At 67.8% G+C, this 14996-nt stretch carries 15 protein-coding genes; 11 read left to right on the top strand and 4 right to left on the bottom strand.

The genetic code is table 11. The features are described 5' to 3' along the window. Nucleotides 1-7 precede the first annotated feature (7 nt). Together V4U86_RS25490 and V4U86_RS25485 are read right to left on the bottom strand one after the other, a co-directional pair. A complete protein-coding gene (locus V4U86_RS25490; protein ID WP_395308632.1) occupies nt 8-298 on the bottom strand; it encodes a DUF3618 domain-containing protein in 291 nt (96 codons plus the stop codon). After that, nucleotides 285-698, bottom strand: coding sequence for a phage holin family protein (locus tag V4U86_RS25485; RefSeq protein ID WP_395308631.1), 414 nt, complete (start codon nt 696-698; stop codon nt 285-287). The genes V4U86_RS25490 and V4U86_RS25485 overlap by 14 nt, the downstream gene beginning before the upstream one ends. A 225-nt stretch (nt 699-923) precedes the next feature. Between V4U86_RS25485 and V4U86_RS25480 the strand changes: the two genes are divergently transcribed. From V4U86_RS25480 to V4U86_RS25460, 5 genes are read left to right on the top strand one after another with little or no spacing between them, the layout of a single operon-like run. Then, on the top strand, nt 924-1988 hold the full coding sequence (locus V4U86_RS25480; protein ID WP_395308630.1) for a glycosyltransferase family 1 protein: 1065 nt from the start codon (nt 924-926) through the stop codon (nt 1986-1988). Further along, nucleotides 1985-3223: a glycosyltransferase gene (locus V4U86_RS25475; RefSeq protein ID WP_395308629.1), complete on the top strand. Its 1239-nt coding sequence runs from the start codon at nt 1985-1987 to the stop codon at nt 3221-3223. Before V4U86_RS25480 ends, V4U86_RS25475 begins: the two co-directional genes overlap by 4 nt. Beyond that, nucleotides 3123-4076, top strand: coding sequence for a glycosyltransferase (locus V4U86_RS25470; protein WP_395308628.1), 954 nt, complete (start codon nt 3123-3125; stop codon nt 4074-4076). Before V4U86_RS25475 ends, V4U86_RS25470 begins: the two co-directional genes overlap by 101 nt. Then, nucleotides 4073-4942, top strand: a complete 870-nt coding sequence (locus V4U86_RS25465; protein ID WP_395308627.1) for a glycosyltransferase family 2 protein — start codon at nt 4073-4075, stop codon at nt 4940-4942. The genes V4U86_RS25470 and V4U86_RS25465 overlap by 4 nt, the downstream gene beginning before the upstream one ends. After that, nucleotides 4939-5604 carry a phosphodiesterase gene (locus V4U86_RS25460; RefSeq protein WP_395308626.1) on the top strand — a complete coding sequence of 222 codons (666 nt, stop codon included), beginning with the start codon at nt 4939-4941 and terminating at the stop codon, nt 5602-5604. The genes V4U86_RS25465 and V4U86_RS25460 overlap by 4 nt, the downstream gene beginning before the upstream one ends. A 3-nt stretch (nt 5605-5607) precedes the next feature. Here the strand turns inward: V4U86_RS25460 and V4U86_RS25455 are convergent, their stop codons facing one another. Continuing rightward, the gene (locus tag V4U86_RS25455; RefSeq protein ID WP_395308625.1) at nt 5608-6162 is read right to left on the bottom strand and encodes a TetR/AcrR family transcriptional regulator; all 555 of its coding nucleotides are present in this window, start codon (nt 6160-6162) and stop codon (nt 5608-5610) included. 95 nt (nt 6163-6257) lie between these two features. Between V4U86_RS25455 and V4U86_RS25450 the strand changes: the two genes are divergently transcribed. Further along, the gene (locus V4U86_RS25450) at nt 6258-7787 is read left to right on the top strand and encodes a carotenoid oxygenase family protein (protein ID WP_395308624.1); all 1530 of its coding nucleotides are present in this window, start codon (nt 6258-6260) and stop codon (nt 7785-7787) included. 13 nt (nt 7788-7800) lie between these two features. Here the strand turns inward: V4U86_RS25450 and V4U86_RS25445 are convergent, their stop codons facing one another. Beyond that, entirely contained in the window at nt 7801-8412 is a 612-nt protein-coding gene (locus V4U86_RS25445) for a TetR/AcrR family transcriptional regulator (protein WP_395308623.1), read from the bottom strand. Between the two features lie 123 nt (nt 8413-8535). Here V4U86_RS25445 and V4U86_RS25440 point away from each other — a divergent pair, with 123 nt between their 5' ends. The 5 genes from V4U86_RS25440 to V4U86_RS25420 all read left to right on the top strand — a co-directional run bounded on the left by V4U86_RS25440 (nt 8536) and on the right by V4U86_RS25420 (nt 14994). Beyond that, complete coding sequence (locus V4U86_RS25440) at nt 8536-9591, top strand: P1 family peptidase (protein WP_395308622.1); 1056 nt, start codon at nt 8536-8538, stop codon at nt 9589-9591. Further along, nucleotides 9588-11000, top strand: coding sequence for an APC family permease (locus V4U86_RS25435; RefSeq protein ID WP_395308621.1), 1413 nt, complete (start codon nt 9588-9590; stop codon nt 10998-11000). Before V4U86_RS25440 ends, V4U86_RS25435 begins: the two co-directional genes overlap by 4 nt. An 81-nt stretch (nt 11001-11081) precedes the next feature. Next, entirely contained in the window at nt 11082-12473 is a 1392-nt protein-coding gene (gene zwf / locus V4U86_RS25430) for a glucose-6-phosphate dehydrogenase (RefSeq protein ID WP_395308620.1), read from the top strand. Continuing rightward, on the top strand, nt 12466-14286 hold the full coding sequence (locus V4U86_RS25425; RefSeq protein ID WP_395308619.1) for a glycoside hydrolase family 15 protein: 1821 nt from the start codon (nt 12466-12468) through the stop codon (nt 14284-14286). Before zwf ends, V4U86_RS25425 begins: the two co-directional genes overlap by 8 nt. A gap of 33 nt (nt 14287-14319) precedes the next feature. Further along, entirely contained in the window at nt 14320-14994 is a 675-nt protein-coding gene (locus tag V4U86_RS25420) for a hypothetical protein (RefSeq protein ID WP_395308618.1), read from the top strand. The last annotated feature ends 2 nt before the right edge of the window (nt 14995-14996 follow it).

Below are 14996 nucleotides of genomic sequence, written 5' to 3'. Positions count from 1 at the left end.
GGTCTCCTTATCGGCGGCGTCGCCAGATGATGATGCCCAGCAGGATCGTTGCGGTGCCCAGCACCGCGGCGACGACCGGCAGCGCAGGCTTTATCGCCCCTCGGTCATCGGTCACGGCATCGACCACCATCTCCTTCGTCTCGCCGACCTTCTGCTGCGCGCGTCCCTTGACATCGAGCTTGTCGGCCAACGCCGCGACCGTTTCGCCCACCTCCTGGCGGGTGCGCTCGATGTCGTCGGTGATCTCCTCCACGTTCGCGTCGTCTCCGGGTTCCGGCCGGTGATCAGGTCCGGGCATGTCGCGCTTCCTTCACCACGTGGACGTCCTCGGAAAGATTCGCGACGACGTCCTGCGCCGCCGCCGGAGCCTGCTCCACCTGCTTCTTGCCGACCAGCCCGGCGATTCCGGCGGCCACAAAGAGCACCGCTCCGACGATCACCGCCGCGGCCCAGACCGGGAGCACCAGGGCCAGTGCCGCGATGGCCGCAGCGACCATCGCCAGCAGCCCGACGAAGGCGAGCAAACCGGCGGTACTGAACAGGCCGGCACCGATACCGGTGCGTTTCGCGGCCATCTGAAATTCTTTTTGCGCCAACCGGATTTCATCGCGCACCAGGCGCGAGGTCTGGGTGGTCAATTGGTTCACCAGTTCGGGTATCGACGCCTGGTCGACACGCTGGCCTTCTAGGTTGGTCATGCGCAGATCCAATCGCTGGTACTCGGCGGCCGCACCGCCCTACCGAGCACTGCATTACCTGTGCCCTGTGGGACTAAACCTCACCTGCCGGCGGGTTTGGGGACCGGCATCGGGGGTATTCCGTCACCCACAGCGCTCCTCCAGAACAGGTGGGATCGAGGCTCGTGACGGTCCCGGGTCATCGAAGCGGGCCTGAACCCACGTTCTCAGCCAAAGGAGTTCGTCTTGCGTGTCGCGTCCGTTCCGGCTTCGCACGTGTACGTGCGCCATCTCTCGCACCCCGGCGGGCTCGATCCCGTCGTGCGACTGAAGGATCCGGTGCCGGCGGACGGACGAAAGGTGCCCGGCGGCTGGTGGCCGCCGCTGATGTTGGAGCGTGGCTGGGTCAGCGAGCATCGCGACGAGTTCGAGGTGTTCCACTTGCACTTCGGGTTCGACGCGGTGAGTACCGACGATCTGGTCGATGTCGTCGAGCAGCTCAAAAAGTACGACAAGCCGCTGATCTACACCGTGCACGATCTACGCAACCCCCATCACCCCGATCCGTCGGCACACCGACGGCAGCAGGACATCCTCGTGGCGGGTGCCCACACGCTGATCACCCTGACCGCCGGGGCTGCCCGGGCGGTGCAGCGACGGTGGGGTCGCGAGGCGCACGTGCTGCCGCACCCGCATGTGCTCGACAGCCCGTGGATCGCGCGGGACCGCGTCTCCAGTCCGGAGTTCGTGGTCGGGGTGCACGTGAAAAGCCTGCGCGCCAACATGGATCCGCTCGCCATCCTGGACACGCTGACCCACACAGTGAGTGAACTGCCGGGAGCGATTCTGCAGATCGACGTGCACGACGAGATCTTCGACCCGGACAACCATTGGTTCGCCCCCGATGCCGGTCGGGCTTTGCTCGCCTACGGCCGGCACGACCGGGTCCGGGTGAAGGTGCACCCCTACTTCACCGATACGCAGTTGTGGGATTATCTGGCTTCCCTGACGGTGTCCGTGCTGCCGTACCGGTTCGGCTCCCACTCGGGCTGGCTGGAGGCATGCCACGACCTCGGTACCGGTGTCATCGCCCCCAGCTGCGGCTTCTACGGGGAACAACGTCCGTGCGAACTGTTCGACCTCGATGAGGAACGGTTCGACCCCGAATCGCTGCGCCGGGCCGTGACCGCCATGCATCGACGGTGGAGCGCAGGAGAACCCGCGCCCCGGGCAAGTTGGGCCGAGCGCCGGCGCGAGCGCGTCGATGTGTCGCTGCGTCACGCCCAGCTGTACCGGGAGGCCGCGGCATGACCGACCGGTTACGCATCGCGGTCATCGCATCGAACCGCTTTCCGATCCGCCAGCCCTTCGCCGGCGGTCTGGAGTCGCATGTCTGGCACCTGGCCCGCTCCCTGGCAGATCGTGGTCACGACGTTTCGTTGTTCGCCGGCAACGGATCCGAAGTCGCGCCGGGATGCCGCACGCTGGCGGTCCGGCAGTTGCTGCTCTCCGAAGCCGCAACGCGAGACATCTCGATGCCCGGCGAAGCGTTCATGCATGACCACCATGCGTACCTCAGCGTGATGCTCGAACTCGCGCGGTCCGGGTCCGCGGACTTCGACGTCGTGCACAACCACAGCCTGCACCACCTGCCGGTCGCAATGGCCCCGATGCTGGCGGTACCGATGCTCACCACGGTGCACACACCGCCGACGCCCTGGCTGGAATCGGCGTTGACGGCCACGGCGGGGGAGGGCACCCGGTTGGCCGCGGTCAGCCGGCACACCGCCCGCTCCTGGGCGCACATCACGCCGGACATCGAGGTGGTCCCGAACGGAATAGACACGGCGCATTGGGCTTTGGGACACGGTGGCGAGAACCTGATCTGGTTCGGCCGGATCACTCCGGAGAAGGGGACACACCTGGCGATCGCGGCTGCGCGCGCTGCCGGGGTGCCGCTGGTGCTGGCCGGGCCGGTATCGGATCCGGCGTACTTCGCCGAGTCCGTCGAGCCGCACCTTGGCGGGCAGGTGCGTTACGCCGGGCATCTCACCCACGACGAACTGCTGAATCTGGTCGGTGCGTCATCGGCGGCATTGGTCACCCCGATGTGGGACGAGCCGTACGGGCTGGTGGTCGCCGAGGCGATGTCGTGCGGGACACCGGTGGTCGCGTTCGACCGCGGCGGAATCAGGGAACTGCTGGCCCCGCAGGCGGGTCGGCTGGTGGCGCCGGGAGATGCCGACGCGATGGCCACGGCGATCCCGGAGGTACTGGGCCTCGACCGTCGTGCGGTCCGTCAGCACGCGAAGGACCGGTGTTCGGCGGACGCGATGTTGAACACCTATCTGGCGCTGTACCAGCAGATGATCACCGGAACCGGGGGTAGCGACGATGATCGGTTACTACGTGCACCATCACGGATTCGGCCATCTGGCGCGGGCGATGAGCATCTCCGAACAGCTCAACCGCCCGGTCACGGTGCTGACCAGTCGGCCGGTACCGGAACCGAATCCGTTCACCGCCGTTGTCCGGCTTCCGCGTGACGACGGGGACCCGACGGTCCGGCACCCGACCGCACACGGATCCCTGCACTGGGCACCGCATTTCGACCAGGGTTACGGCGACCGGATGGATGCCATCATGCGGTGGGTGCGAGACGCGCAGCCCGAGGTCTTCGTCGTCGACGTGTCCGTCGAGGTGGCAGTGTTCGTGCGTCTGCTCGGGATCCCGGTGGTGGTGACGGCCCTGCCGGGCAACCGGATCGATGCGCCGCATCGGCTGGTGCACCGGATGGCGGACCAGATCATCGCGGCGTGGCCGAAAGATCTGCGCGTGCCGTCCTGGTTGCGGCCCTATGAGAACAAGACCGCCTTCGTCGGCGGGATCAGCCGATTCGATGGACGGCCAAGGGCTTTCGCGGAGGAATCCGGGACCAGGGTGGTCGTCCTCTCCGGCGCCGAAGGCATGCGTATCCGGGAAGGGGAGATGTGTCCGGGTGCCGACGCGTCCTCGATCACCTGGTCGTCGCTCGGCGGGACCGCCGGTGACTGGACGGCGGACCCGTGGCCGCAACTGAGTGCGGCCGATCTGGTCGTCACCCATGCCGGGCAGAACTCCATTGCCGACGTCGCCGCGGCGTCCCGGCCGACGATCGTCATCCCCCAGACCCGCCCATTCGACGAGCAACGTGCGACCGCCGAGGTGCTGCACCGCCACCAACTCGCGGTGGTGGTACCCCGCTGGCCGGGACCGCGGGCCTGGCCGGCCTTGATGGAGCGGGCGAAATCCCTTGACACTGCGCGGTGGAAGCTCTGGGAGGTCGAAGGGGCTGCGCGCCGTGCAGCGGCGGCGATCGAGGACACGGCGCATCGGTGCCGGGGACGGTCGGCAACATGAAAACCGCCGTGATCACCACCGTGCACGGCAGGTCGGCCCACCTGCGTAACCAACGTGTGGGTCTGGACCGCGGCACCAGCCCCATCGACCTGCACGTCGTGGTGGCCATGGACGATCCGTGCGCGGCGGATGTCGTCCGCGACGGTGCCCCGCCGACCGTGCTGGTGGACTGCGACACCGGGGGCGGCGCGCTGCCGTTGGCGCGCGCACGTAACACCGGAGCCCGCGTGGCCGTCGACGATGGTGCTGAACTGCTCATCTTCCTGGATGTGGACTGCATTCCCGGCCCGGATCTGGCGAGCCGGTACCGGCAGACGACCGCGGACCTCGACCATGCGGACGCCCTGTTGTGCGGGCCGGTGAGTTATCTGCCCCCGCCGGGCACACAGGGCTACCCGCTGGGCCGGCTGGCACAGCTGAGCCGCCCGCATCCGGCGCGCCCGTGCCCGCCCGGCCATCAGGTCGTGGCCGGCAGCGACTACCGGCTGTTCTGGTCGCTGTCCTTCGCGGTGACGACCCCGACCTGGGTACAGACCGGCGGATTCTGCGAGGAGTACCGCGGTTACGGGGGCGAGGACACCGACTTCGCGCAGACCGCCGCGGCGCGCGGAATCGGACTGCGGTGGGTCGGCGGGGCCGATGCGTTTCACCAGTACCACCCCGTGTCGGACCCGCCGATCGAGCATCTCGACGACATCCTGCGCAACGCCGCGGTGTTCCACCGCAGGTGGGGCTGGTGGCCGATGGAGGGCTGGCTGCGGTCCTTTCAGCAACTCGGCCTGATCGAGCGGGCTTCCGACGGCACGCCGTTCCGGTCACCGGCGGAGGGTTTGGCCCCCGCGGGGCAGGGCATCCCCTGCTCATGAAGGTTTCCGAGGTTGCTGCGCTACCCATTCGTGCCGGCGCGGCGATCCGCCACGCGCGGCTGTTCCATCCCGTCGGTGTGTTGTGCTCCGGTACGGTCCGCCGCACCGCAGCTACCGGCCGGGGGTTGCCGCTGCCCGACGGTGAGGTCGTGGGACGGTTCTCCAAGGGCGCCGGAACCCCGGCCTCGCTGCCGGACTTCGCAGGCCTGGCGTGGCGCACACACGCCGAGGGTGACAGCTGCCCGTGGGACGTCCTGATGGTATCGGCCGCCACGCGAGTGGTTTTGGCTCCGACCACCTCGTGGTCCTCGGCGGTCTTCTCGACCCTGATGCCGCTGGGATACCGCGGACACGTCTACTGGTTGCGGGCGCGGCTGAGTTCACCGACCGAGTTCCACGGGCTTTCGGTCGACGGTATGCGTGACCGGCTGCAGGCCGGGCCCGTGGTCCTCGACGTCGAACAGGCCCAGGGCACCGGCGGTTTCGATCCGTTGGCGGTCATCGAGTTCGACCGGGTGGCCGAAACGACCTGGCCCCCAAACGATATTGCCTTCGATCCGACGCTGAACCTGGCCGACGGGGTGAGCCTGCTGCCGCGATGGCTGACCTCGGTTCGCCGACGCGCCTATCGCAGCAGCCGGGAGGGGCGCGACGCCGACTGATCCTCAAGCCTTGGTGATGGCGCGGGTGACAGCCTCGGCAACCTGCTGGTCGTCGAGGCTGCTGTCCTCGATCAGGGTGTGCGAAAGTACCGTCCGGACAACCACTTCGGCGGCCGGTAGCGGAGCGAGCGCCAGCGCGGGGTGTGGGTGGATGGCCGGGGCGACCAGGCCGGCGACCGTCTGCACGAGATTCAGCCGGTCGTTGCCCACGGTGAGCCCGGCTCGCAGCAGCCAGTGTGGTTCGTGGTCGCGGACGTAGGTGAACGCCGCGTGGTCGCGCAGGTAGCGCAACGCCGCGGTGACCACCGAAGGCACGACGTTGCAGGGTTCTCCGCGCAGGTCCACGGCGGCCAGGACGGCGGAGCTCATCGCCGCGATCTCCCGCTGGGCGACCGCGGACAGCAAGCCGTCCTTGTCCCCGAACTCCCGGTAGGCGGTGGCGCGGGACACCTGGGCGCGTTCGGCAACCTGACTGAGCGTGAGGGAATCCAGGCCCGACTCGGCGATCAGATGCAGGGCGGCCTCCACCAGCTGGGTCGAGGATCGGGTGCCGGCCACCGGACATTTCTACCGCAGCCGCGCCGCGGCTGCTATTGACCGGCCCGTGAACTGAGACTAGCTTCATGATCAGTCTCAGTTTGTGAGGAGTGCGCATGGCTGTCCGGTCCGCCGACACGATGAACGACACGATGAAAGTGCCGGACCTGCAGCGCCTTCCGGGCCTGCGGCAGTACCTCGGATCCCTGACCGGCCGGGAGCAAGCACGGGCGCAGCGCCGCCTGAGCGGCCTGAGCGAGGCCGACCTGGCCGGCCTCGGGGTGAGCGAGCCGCAACTCGCCGAACACGACTACCGCGTCGATGAGATCTCCGGGGTGGTCCCGCGGGATCTGCGGGGCACGCTGTACCGCAACGGACCCGGCCGCTGGCAGGACCACACGGGCCGCCCGTTGCACCACCTGTTCGACGGTGACGGCATGCTCTCGGGGTTCACCATCGCCGATGGCGCCGTGCACTACAAGAACCGCTACGTGCGCACCGGTCATTACACCGGAAGGTCCGGCACCCGGCACCTCGGTACCCCCGCAGCTGGGGGGTGGTTGGCCAATATCGGCCGGTTCATGCCGAATCTGGCGAACACCAACGTCGTCGAGCACGCCGGACGTCTGTACGCGCTGTGGGAGGGCGGCCCGCCGCACGAAATCGACCCGGACACCCTGGACACCATCGCGGTCCGGCGTTTCGGTGGCGAATTGCGCTGGATGGGTTCCTACTCCGCGCACCCGAGCATCTGTCCGCGCACCGGCGAAATGTTCAACTTCGGTGTCGAGTTCATACCCCGGCCGCACCTGCGCATCTACCGGACCAACGCGCGCGGCAGGCTGGGCCACTTCCGCTCGGTGTCGCTGCCGTATGTGGCCATGGTGCACGATTTCGCCATCACCGAGCGGTATCTCGTGTTCGTGGTCTCGCCGATCGTCCCGGATGCGGTGCCGGTGGCACTCGGGCTGAAGTCACTGGGCGACGCGCTGCAGTACCAACCGCGCCGCGGGAGTGTGTTCATCCTGGTCCCGCGTGCCGGGGGCAAGGTGCGTCGCATCGAATCCGACGCGGTGATGGTCTTCCACCTCAGTAACGCCTACGACGATGGCGAAGACACCGTTGTCGACGCGATCCGATACGAGGACGGCCGACTGCTCAAACGCATCGCACGCTTCCAGAGCAGCAGCCTCGACGACGCGCCCTCGGTCTTCGCCCGCTGCCGGATCACCAAGACCGGGCGCGTCCTCGACGAGGCGCTGTGCGACCAGCCGTGCGAATTCCCGCGTCACCACGGTGGTTTCGAGGGCAGGCCGCACCGCTATTCGTACTTCAACACCCGCCGGCACCTCGGGTCGTTCTACGACTCGATCACCAAGCTCGACCTGGTCGAGCGCACCGAAACGACCTACACCACATCGGGAGCCGGAAACAGCTTCTGTGAACCGGTTTTCACGCCCAAGGCCGGTGCCACCGACGAGGACGACGGTTGGCTGCTCAGCGTGGAGTACCTCCCCGACAGTCATACCTCGCAGCTGGTGATCCTGGATGCCGGCGACCTGGAAAGCGGCCCCGTCGCCACGGCCAGGCTCACCCACCACGTTCCCCAGGGCTTTCACGGCAACTACGTGCCTCGATCCGGCTGAGGGCGAGCGGGTGTCACGCGGTGTCGGGGAGGGTGGCGCCGGTGGCGAGCCGGGCGTACTCGCGCATCAGGTGTAGCGCGGTCGCACGATCGAGCGCCGGATCGCGGGCCACGATGCGGTAACCCAGGTAGTCCTCCATCGCCATCAACGTCATCGCGATGTCGCGGGCGGGGGAGTTGAGTCGGAAGGCGCCGGCGTCGGCGCCCGCCGTCAGGAGATCGGCGTACAGGTCGACCTGGCGGTGATAGATCGCCTGAACGTCCAGGCGCTGATCGAGTTCGAATCCCGCCGCCAGCACCGCACGCCAGATCGCCCGCCATTCGGCATCCTCGGGCCCCGACGGCAGCCCGGCCGCGATGGTCAGCGCCAGCCGGGCCGCCGGGGTATCTGTCCCGTTGCCGATCTGCAGGCGCTCGTCGTAGAACCGGACGTCGGAACGCATGGCGAGTTCGGAGAGCAGATCCGTCATGTCCTTGAAGTAGTACCGCAGCGCGTTGGTGGTCAGGCCCAGTTCGGCGGCCACGTCGGTGAGCTTGAGGGAGGCCAGGTCGTGACGCTCGATCACCGCGATCGCGGCGTCGAGGATCTCGGTACGCCGTTCCTGCTGCCGGTTGGGTCGGGCCATCGCCGCGCTGCTCCTCGATGAAAGTCGGTCGGACCTATTTTGCCGTTCCTATTGCGCGTCGGCGCAACCGGGCGCATAGTTCTTTTCCAATTAGGAAAAAAACCCTCGACCGAGAAGAAACCAATGCGTGCCAGAGACCTAGGCGTGGTCATCGGGGAACACCCCACCGGGCCACACAACGCCATCACCGACGTGCCGGGAGTGCGCGTCGGACACACCACACTGCAGGGCGACGGCATCAACACCGGCGTGACCGTCGTCGTCCCGCACGAGGACATCTGGACCGAACCGGTCTTCGCCGGCTCGCACGTTCTCAACGGCAGCGGTGAACTCACCGGTCTGGAGTGGATTCGCGAATCCGGCGAGCTGACCACGGCCATCGGCCTGACCAACACCCACAGCGTGGGGGTGGTGCGCGACGGCCTGGTTGCCGAACAGGTTCGGGTCCGAGGTGACGGGGCGTACTGGTCGTTGCCGGTGGTCGGCGAAACCTACGACGGGTTCCTCAACGACATCAATGGATTTCACGTCCGGCCCGAACACGTGCGGGCCGCCCTGGCGGACGCCGGTGACGGACCGGTCGCCGAGGGCAACGTCGGTGGCGGCACCGGGATGATCTGTCACCAGTTCAAAGGCGGTATCGGGACGGCATCGCGGGTGAACGGTCATACCGTCGGCGTGCTGGTGCAGGCCAACCACGGCCGCCGCGATCGGCTCCGGATCAACGGCGTACCCGTCACTCAACCGGAGGTCCCGCTGCCGGATCACCCGCCCGGGTACCTGCCCGGCTCGGGATCGATCATCGTCATCATCGCCACCGACGCGCCGCTGCTTCCACATCAGTGCCGGCGACTGGCGCAGCGTTCGGCACTGGGCGTCGGCCGCCTCGGCGGCTCCGGCGAGCAGTACAGCGGCGACCTGATGTTCGCCTTCTCCACCGGTAACCGCGGAATCCCGCCGTACGGTGGCGCCGACACCGACCGGGCCGCGGCGGAAATCCCGCTGCGCATGGTGGGTCCGCAGCAGATGGACCTGCTGTTCGACCTGACCATCGAGGCCACCGAAGAAGCCATCGTCAACGCCATGGTGAGCGCGGAGACCGTGACCGGCTACCGGGGCTTCACCGCGCACGCCATCGACCACGACCTACTCGCCTCGGCCCTAGGAGAGCGCCCATGACCACCACCAACACCGAAAGCCCGCGGCTCAAGGGCCGGCTGGGACCCGTCGGCATCGTCTTCATGGTCGTCGCGGCCGCCGCCCCGCTGACCGTCATCGGCGGCAACATGCCGCTGGCGATGGGGCTCGGCAACGGCGCCGGCGCACCGGTCGGATTCCTGACGGCATCACTGGTCCTGCTGGTTTTCAGCATCGGGTTCGTGACCATGACCCCACACGTACCCGAAGCCGGCGCCTTCTTCTCCTATGTCACCGCAGGGCTCGGCGAGCGGATGGGCAAGGGAATCGCCGTGGTGGCGCTGATCGCCTATACCGCAATCCAAGTCGGTATCTACGGGTACATCGGCTGGGCGATCGGTGACACGGTCGCCTTCTATGACGGACCCCAGATCCCCTGGCCGCTATATTCCTTCGCCGTTCTCGCGATCGTCGCCGTTCTGGGCTACCGCCATATCGAACTGAGCGCCAAGGTGCTCGGTGTCGCGCTCGCCCTGGAGATCGGCATCGTGGTGGTTCTCGACCTGGCCATCGTCACCGACCCCGGCCCCGCGGGAATCACGTTCGCCTCCTTCACCCCGGAAGTGTTCAGCCAGGGGGCCCTCGGCATCGCGATCCTGTTCGCGCTCACCGGATTCATCGGATTCGAAGCCACCGCCGTGTTCCGGGACGAGGCACGAGATCCGAAGCGGACCATCCCGCGGGCCACCTATGCCGCGGTGATACTGATCGGCGCGTTCTACACCGTGACCGTGTGGGCCTTCGTGGTCGCCATCGGGCCCGACCAGGTGGCGGCCACCGCGCAACAGACCCTTGCCGGCGAGGGCAACATGCTGCTGGACACCACCGGCGCAGCGCTGGGCCGGGTGGGCCGTGACATCGTCAACATCCTGTTGCTGACAAGCCTTTTCGCGTGCGTCCTGTCCTTCCACAACGTGATCGCCCGCTACCAGTTCGTGCTGTCCCGCAAGGGCCTGCTGCCGGCCCGCCTGGGCACCGTCCACGACCGCCACGAGTCACCGGCCTTCTCCTCGGTGGTGCAGACGGTCACGGCGGCTGTGATCGTCGGGGTGCTGGCGGTCCTCGGGATCGATCCGTTGGTCGGCGTCTTCGGTTCCATGGCCGGTGTCGCCACGGTCGGCATGGTGCTGCTGATGCTGACCACATCGATCGCCGTGCTGGTCTTCTTCCTTCGCAAGCCTGACCTGCGCGGCGGCCGGACCTGGCAGACCCGGATTGCGCCCGCGCTGGCGGTGTTGGGGTTGCTCGGCAGCCTGTGGCTGGTGTTGTCCAACTTCACCCTGGTCACCGGCGGCAGCGCCACGCTCAGCACGATTCTGGCGGCGGTGCCCTTCGTGGGACTCCTCATCGGGGCGCTGCTGTGGAAGCCGACCGCCACGGCATCGACCTGATTGGTTTCCGGGTGCTCCACAGATAGGTCCTGCAAAATTTCCGGTGTTTAGCGGACACCATGCACCGGGCAATAACCCACGATGCACGATCGACCGCCCCCGCCCCAGGTCTTCGTGGTGTTCGGGGCGACCGGCGACCTGGCCGAGCGCATGCTGTTTCCCGGGCTGTACCGCCTCGCCGCGGCCGGCGGGCTGCCGGACCGCTACGCCGTCATCGGATCGGGACGGCACTCCCCGGGCAGCGACGACGACTTCCGTGACAGCGTCGGCCGGGCGCTGCGCGACAACCTGGACGACGTGGACGAACAGGTCCTGTCGAAACTGTTGTCGTCCATGACCTTTCAGACTTCGGATGCCGAGGACGGCGGCGACCTGGCCGGAGCCGTCCGCGGTGCGCGCGATGCCCTCGGTGCGGACGCACAGCTGGTCATCTACCTCTCGGTGCCGCCGCAGGCGATGCAACCCATGATCGGCATGCTCGGTCGGGAAGGGCTCGCCCGGGACGCCCGCATCGTGGTCGAGAAGCCATTCGGGACCGATCTGGAGTCCTCCCGCGCCCTGGACGCGGCTCTGAAGGCCATCGTCGGCGAGGACCGGATCTACCGCATCGACCATTTCCTGGGGAAGGAAGCGGTGCAGAACGTGCTGGCGCTGCGGTTCGCAAACGGGCTGATCGAACCGGCGTGGCATCGTGACCACCTGGCATCGGTGCAGATCGACGTGCCCGAGCAGCTCACCGTCGAGGGACGCGGCAGCTTCTACGAGTCGACCGGGTGCTTCCGCGACATGATCAGCACGCACCTGTGTCAGGTGCTGGGCTTCATCGCCATGGAACCGCCGGCGTCCTTCGATACCGCGGCATTGCGCGATGCGAAAGCAGCGGTATTCGACGCGATGCGCCCCTTCGACCCGGCACAGACAGTCTTCGGTCAGTACGAGGGCTACCGCGACGAGGACGACGTCGCCGAGGACTCCGCGGTGGAGACGTTCGTCGCGCTGGCGGCCTTCGTCGACACCGAACGCTGGCGCGGCGTGCCGTTCTACCTGCGGACCGGCAAGGCGATGGCGGCCACCCGGGCCACCGTCGCGCTCACCTTCCGCAGCCCGGCGATCGAGCGGTTCGGTGCAGATCCGGCCGGCTCCAACGTTCTGGTGCTGGAACTGACCAACCCACCGGTCATCGGGTTACGGCTGCGGGCCAAACGCCCGGGACCCGACCTGGACCTGCAACCGGTCGATCTGACGGCCGAGCTGGGGGAGAGGGCCGACTCGATGGCCGCATACGAACGCTTGCTGCTCGACGTCATCCGCGGAGATCAGACCCTGTTCACCCGGTCCGACGAGGTGGACCGGCTCTGGCAGGTGTGCCAGCCCGTGCTCGACGACCCGCCGACGGCGCAGCGCTACGCCAGGGGTTCGTGGGGCCCCGATGCCGCGCTGGCGCTGACCGACTGGTGGCTGCCCGATGAGTGAGCAGCCGCTCGCGATCGCCCAGCACGGGCTGATCGGGGATCTGCGCACCTGCGCGCTGGTCGCCACCGACGGCACCATCGACTGGTTCTGCGCTCCCCGGTTCGATTCCCCGAGCGTGTTCGGCGCGATCCTGGACAGTGACCGCGGCGGCAGTTGGCGGCTGTCACCCACCACCGAGGTCACCCGGACCCAGCAGTTCTACTACCCCGACACCGCGGTGCTGATCACCCGGTTCCTGACCCCCGACGGGGTGGTCGAGGTGCACGACTTCATGCCGGTGGCCATCAAGGACGAGCCGGGTCACCGCCAACGCGTGGTACGCCGGGTCAGTGGGGTGCGTGGCACCCTTCGCCTGCGGATGAGCCTGGATGCGCGGCCCGACTATGCCCGGCAGTCCTGCACGGCCGAGCGGTCCGGGGACGGGGTGCTCGTCACCGGCGACGGGGTCCGGCTCGGACTGATCGCATCGACGGATCTGCACATCGACGATGGCGCCGAGAACGACCTGGTGACAGCAGAATTCGAACTGAGTACCGGGGACACCGCGCTGTTCATCCTGGAGATGCTCGGTGAGGAGGACGACGTCACCGCCTGCGCGGTCGACCGCACCGACGCACTGCTCGATGCCACCACCGCGTTCTGGCGGGGCTGGGTGGCGACCTCGACCTACACCGGACGGTGGCGCGAGACGGTGCACCGCTCGGCCATCACGCTCAAACTACTCACCCACGAACCCACCGGCGCGATCGTCGCCGCGCCCACCACCAGCCTGCCCGCCCCGGTCGGCGGACACCGGAACTGGGACTACCGCTATGTCTGGATCCGTGACGCGGGGTTCAGCTTGTACGCGCTGCTACGGCTCGGATTCGTCGACGAGGCACGGGACTTCACCCGCTGGCTGTCGGAGCGGATGGGGCAGCGCGACGGCGACGACGACCGCCATCTCGGGCCGCTACGGGTGCTCTACGACATCGACGGCAACCCGCCCGAGGAGCACGAACTCGACCATCTCGCCGGTTATGACGGCTCCCGGCCGGTGCGCATCGGCAATGCGGCGGCCAGACAACTGCAACTCGACATCTACGGGGAGATCATCGACTCGGTCTACCTGTTCAACAAGCACGGTCCCGGCATCAGCCACGACGCGTGGTGCGACGTCACCGGCATCGTGGACTGGGTGGCCGAGAACTGGGACCGGCCCGACGCCGGCATGTGGGAGGTCCGCAACGGTGAAATGCCTTACACCACATCGCGGTTGATGTGCTGGGTGGCGATCGAACGGGCGATCCGGATCGCCCGCGCCCGTGGGCTCCCGGCGGATCTGGTGGCCTGGTCGGCGGCACGTGACGACATCTACGAACGCATCATGACCAAGTCGTGGAATCCGGATCTGGGATCCTTCACCCGCGCGGAGGGCGGCACCGATCTGGATGCCGGACTGCTGTTGATGCCGATGATGAAGTTCCTGTCCCCGGCGGATCCGCGCTTCCTGTCCACCCTCGACGCCATCGAAAAGCATTTGGTCACCGACAGTCTCGTGTTCCGGTACGAACCGGGCACCGACGGGCTCGACGGCACCGAGGGCACCTTCTCGATCTGCTCGTTCTGGTATGTCGAGGCGTTGACGCGGGCCGGCCGGCTCAAGGACGCCCAACTGGCGCTGGAGAAGATGTTCACCTACGCCAACCACGTCGGGCTCTACGCGGAGCAGGTCAGCGCCACCGGTGACCAGGTCGGGAACTTCCCGCAGGCGTTCACGCACCTGGCGTTGATCAGCGCGGCCATCAATCTGGATCGGGCGCTCAACGGGTGAACATATCCGCCCGGGCTGCGCCATGATGGGGTGATGGGGAGACCATTGCTAGCCGCCGCGTCGGTGGCCATGCTGGCGGCGGGCCTGATCACCGCGCCGCCGGCGCCGGCAGCGTTCGAGTATCAACCGTTGTGGCCGTTCGCCTCCCAGGACGAGGCGGATCGCTGGGCGCGCGAGGACGGCGAGTCATGGCATGCCGATGCGGGGACGACCGCGCTGCGCTTCACGCGGGAGTATCTCCGCTTCGGTGAGATCACCCGGGTCACGGACACCCAGACCCAGGGTGCGCAGGCCTGGATCGGGGTCGGATACTCCCTCGGTGAGGACGAACCCTCCACTGTCGCAACGATTCACCTGGTCCGCTTCGGGGATGGTCGGGCCGCGCCGTGGGAGGTCGTGGGAACCCGCGACGAGGTACTCACCCTCGGCACGCCCTCCTACGGCGCCGCGGTGGGACCGTCGTTCGACGCGGGTGGCACCATCAGCGGCGTCGACGAGAGTCTGCGGCTGCAGGTGCGCCAGAGCTTCCAGGACGGCGAGGTCGGTGGTTACTGCTGCCTGCCGGCCGGCGGACAGGACACCCCATGGTCGGCCGAGGTCACCGTTGACGGTGCAGAACCCGGCGTCGCCACCCTGGTGGTGTCGACCGGCGGGCATGTCGCCGAGGTCGAACGATTCGCGGTCACCGGCCTGCGATTCGGTGGATAAGC

It is taken from the genome of Mycobacterium sp. AMU20-3851, assembly GCF_043974665.1.
GTDB lineage: Bacteria > Actinomycetota > Actinomycetes > Mycobacteriales > Mycobacteriaceae > Mycobacterium.
Note: the sequence above shows the minus strand (reverse complement) of the source record. Positions and strands in the feature narration are given on the sequence as shown.

Excerpts from the sequence above, each read along its gene's own strand:
- V4U86_RS25440 (WP_395308622.1), top strand. The coding sequence starts at position 8,536 with ATGCGTGCCAGAGACCTAGGCGTGGTCATCGGGGAACACCCCACCGGG.
- V4U86_RS25475 (WP_395308629.1), top strand. The coding sequence starts at position 1,985 with ATGACCGACCGGTTACGCATCGCGGTCATCGCATCGAACCGCTTTCCG.
- V4U86_RS25460 (WP_395308626.1), top strand. The coding sequence starts at position 4,939 with ATGAAGGTTTCCGAGGTTGCTGCGCTACCCATTCGTGCCGGCGCGGCG.
- V4U86_RS25425 (WP_395308619.1), top strand. The coding sequence starts at position 12,466 with ATGAGTGAGCAGCCGCTCGCGATCGCCCAGCACGGGCTGATCGGGGAT.
- V4U86_RS25435 (WP_395308621.1), top strand. The coding sequence starts at position 9,588 with ATGACCACCACCAACACCGAAAGCCCGCGGCTCAAGGGCCGGCTGGGA.
- V4U86_RS25465 (WP_395308627.1), top strand. The coding sequence starts at position 4,073 with ATGAAAACCGCCGTGATCACCACCGTGCACGGCAGGTCGGCCCACCTG.
- zwf (WP_395308620.1), top strand. The coding sequence starts at position 11,082 with ATGCACGATCGACCGCCCCCGCCCCAGGTCTTCGTGGTGTTCGGGGCG.
- V4U86_RS25485 (WP_395308631.1), bottom strand. The coding sequence starts at position 698 with ATGACCAACCTAGAAGGCCAGCGTGTCGACCAGGCGTCGATACCCGAA.
- V4U86_RS25420 (WP_395308618.1), top strand. The coding sequence starts at position 14,320 with ATGGGGAGACCATTGCTAGCCGCCGCGTCGGTGGCCATGCTGGCGGCG.
- V4U86_RS25450 (WP_395308624.1), top strand. The coding sequence starts at position 6,258 with ATGGCTGTCCGGTCCGCCGACACGATGAACGACACGATGAAAGTGCCG.
- V4U86_RS25445 (WP_395308623.1), bottom strand. The coding sequence starts at position 8,412 with ATGGCCCGACCCAACCGGCAGCAGGAACGGCGTACCGAGATCCTCGAC.
- V4U86_RS25490 (WP_395308632.1), bottom strand. The coding sequence starts at position 298 with ATGCCCGGACCTGATCACCGGCCGGAACCCGGAGACGACGCGAACGTG.
- V4U86_RS25470 (WP_395308628.1), top strand. The coding sequence starts at position 3,123 with ATGAGCATCTCCGAACAGCTCAACCGCCCGGTCACGGTGCTGACCAGT.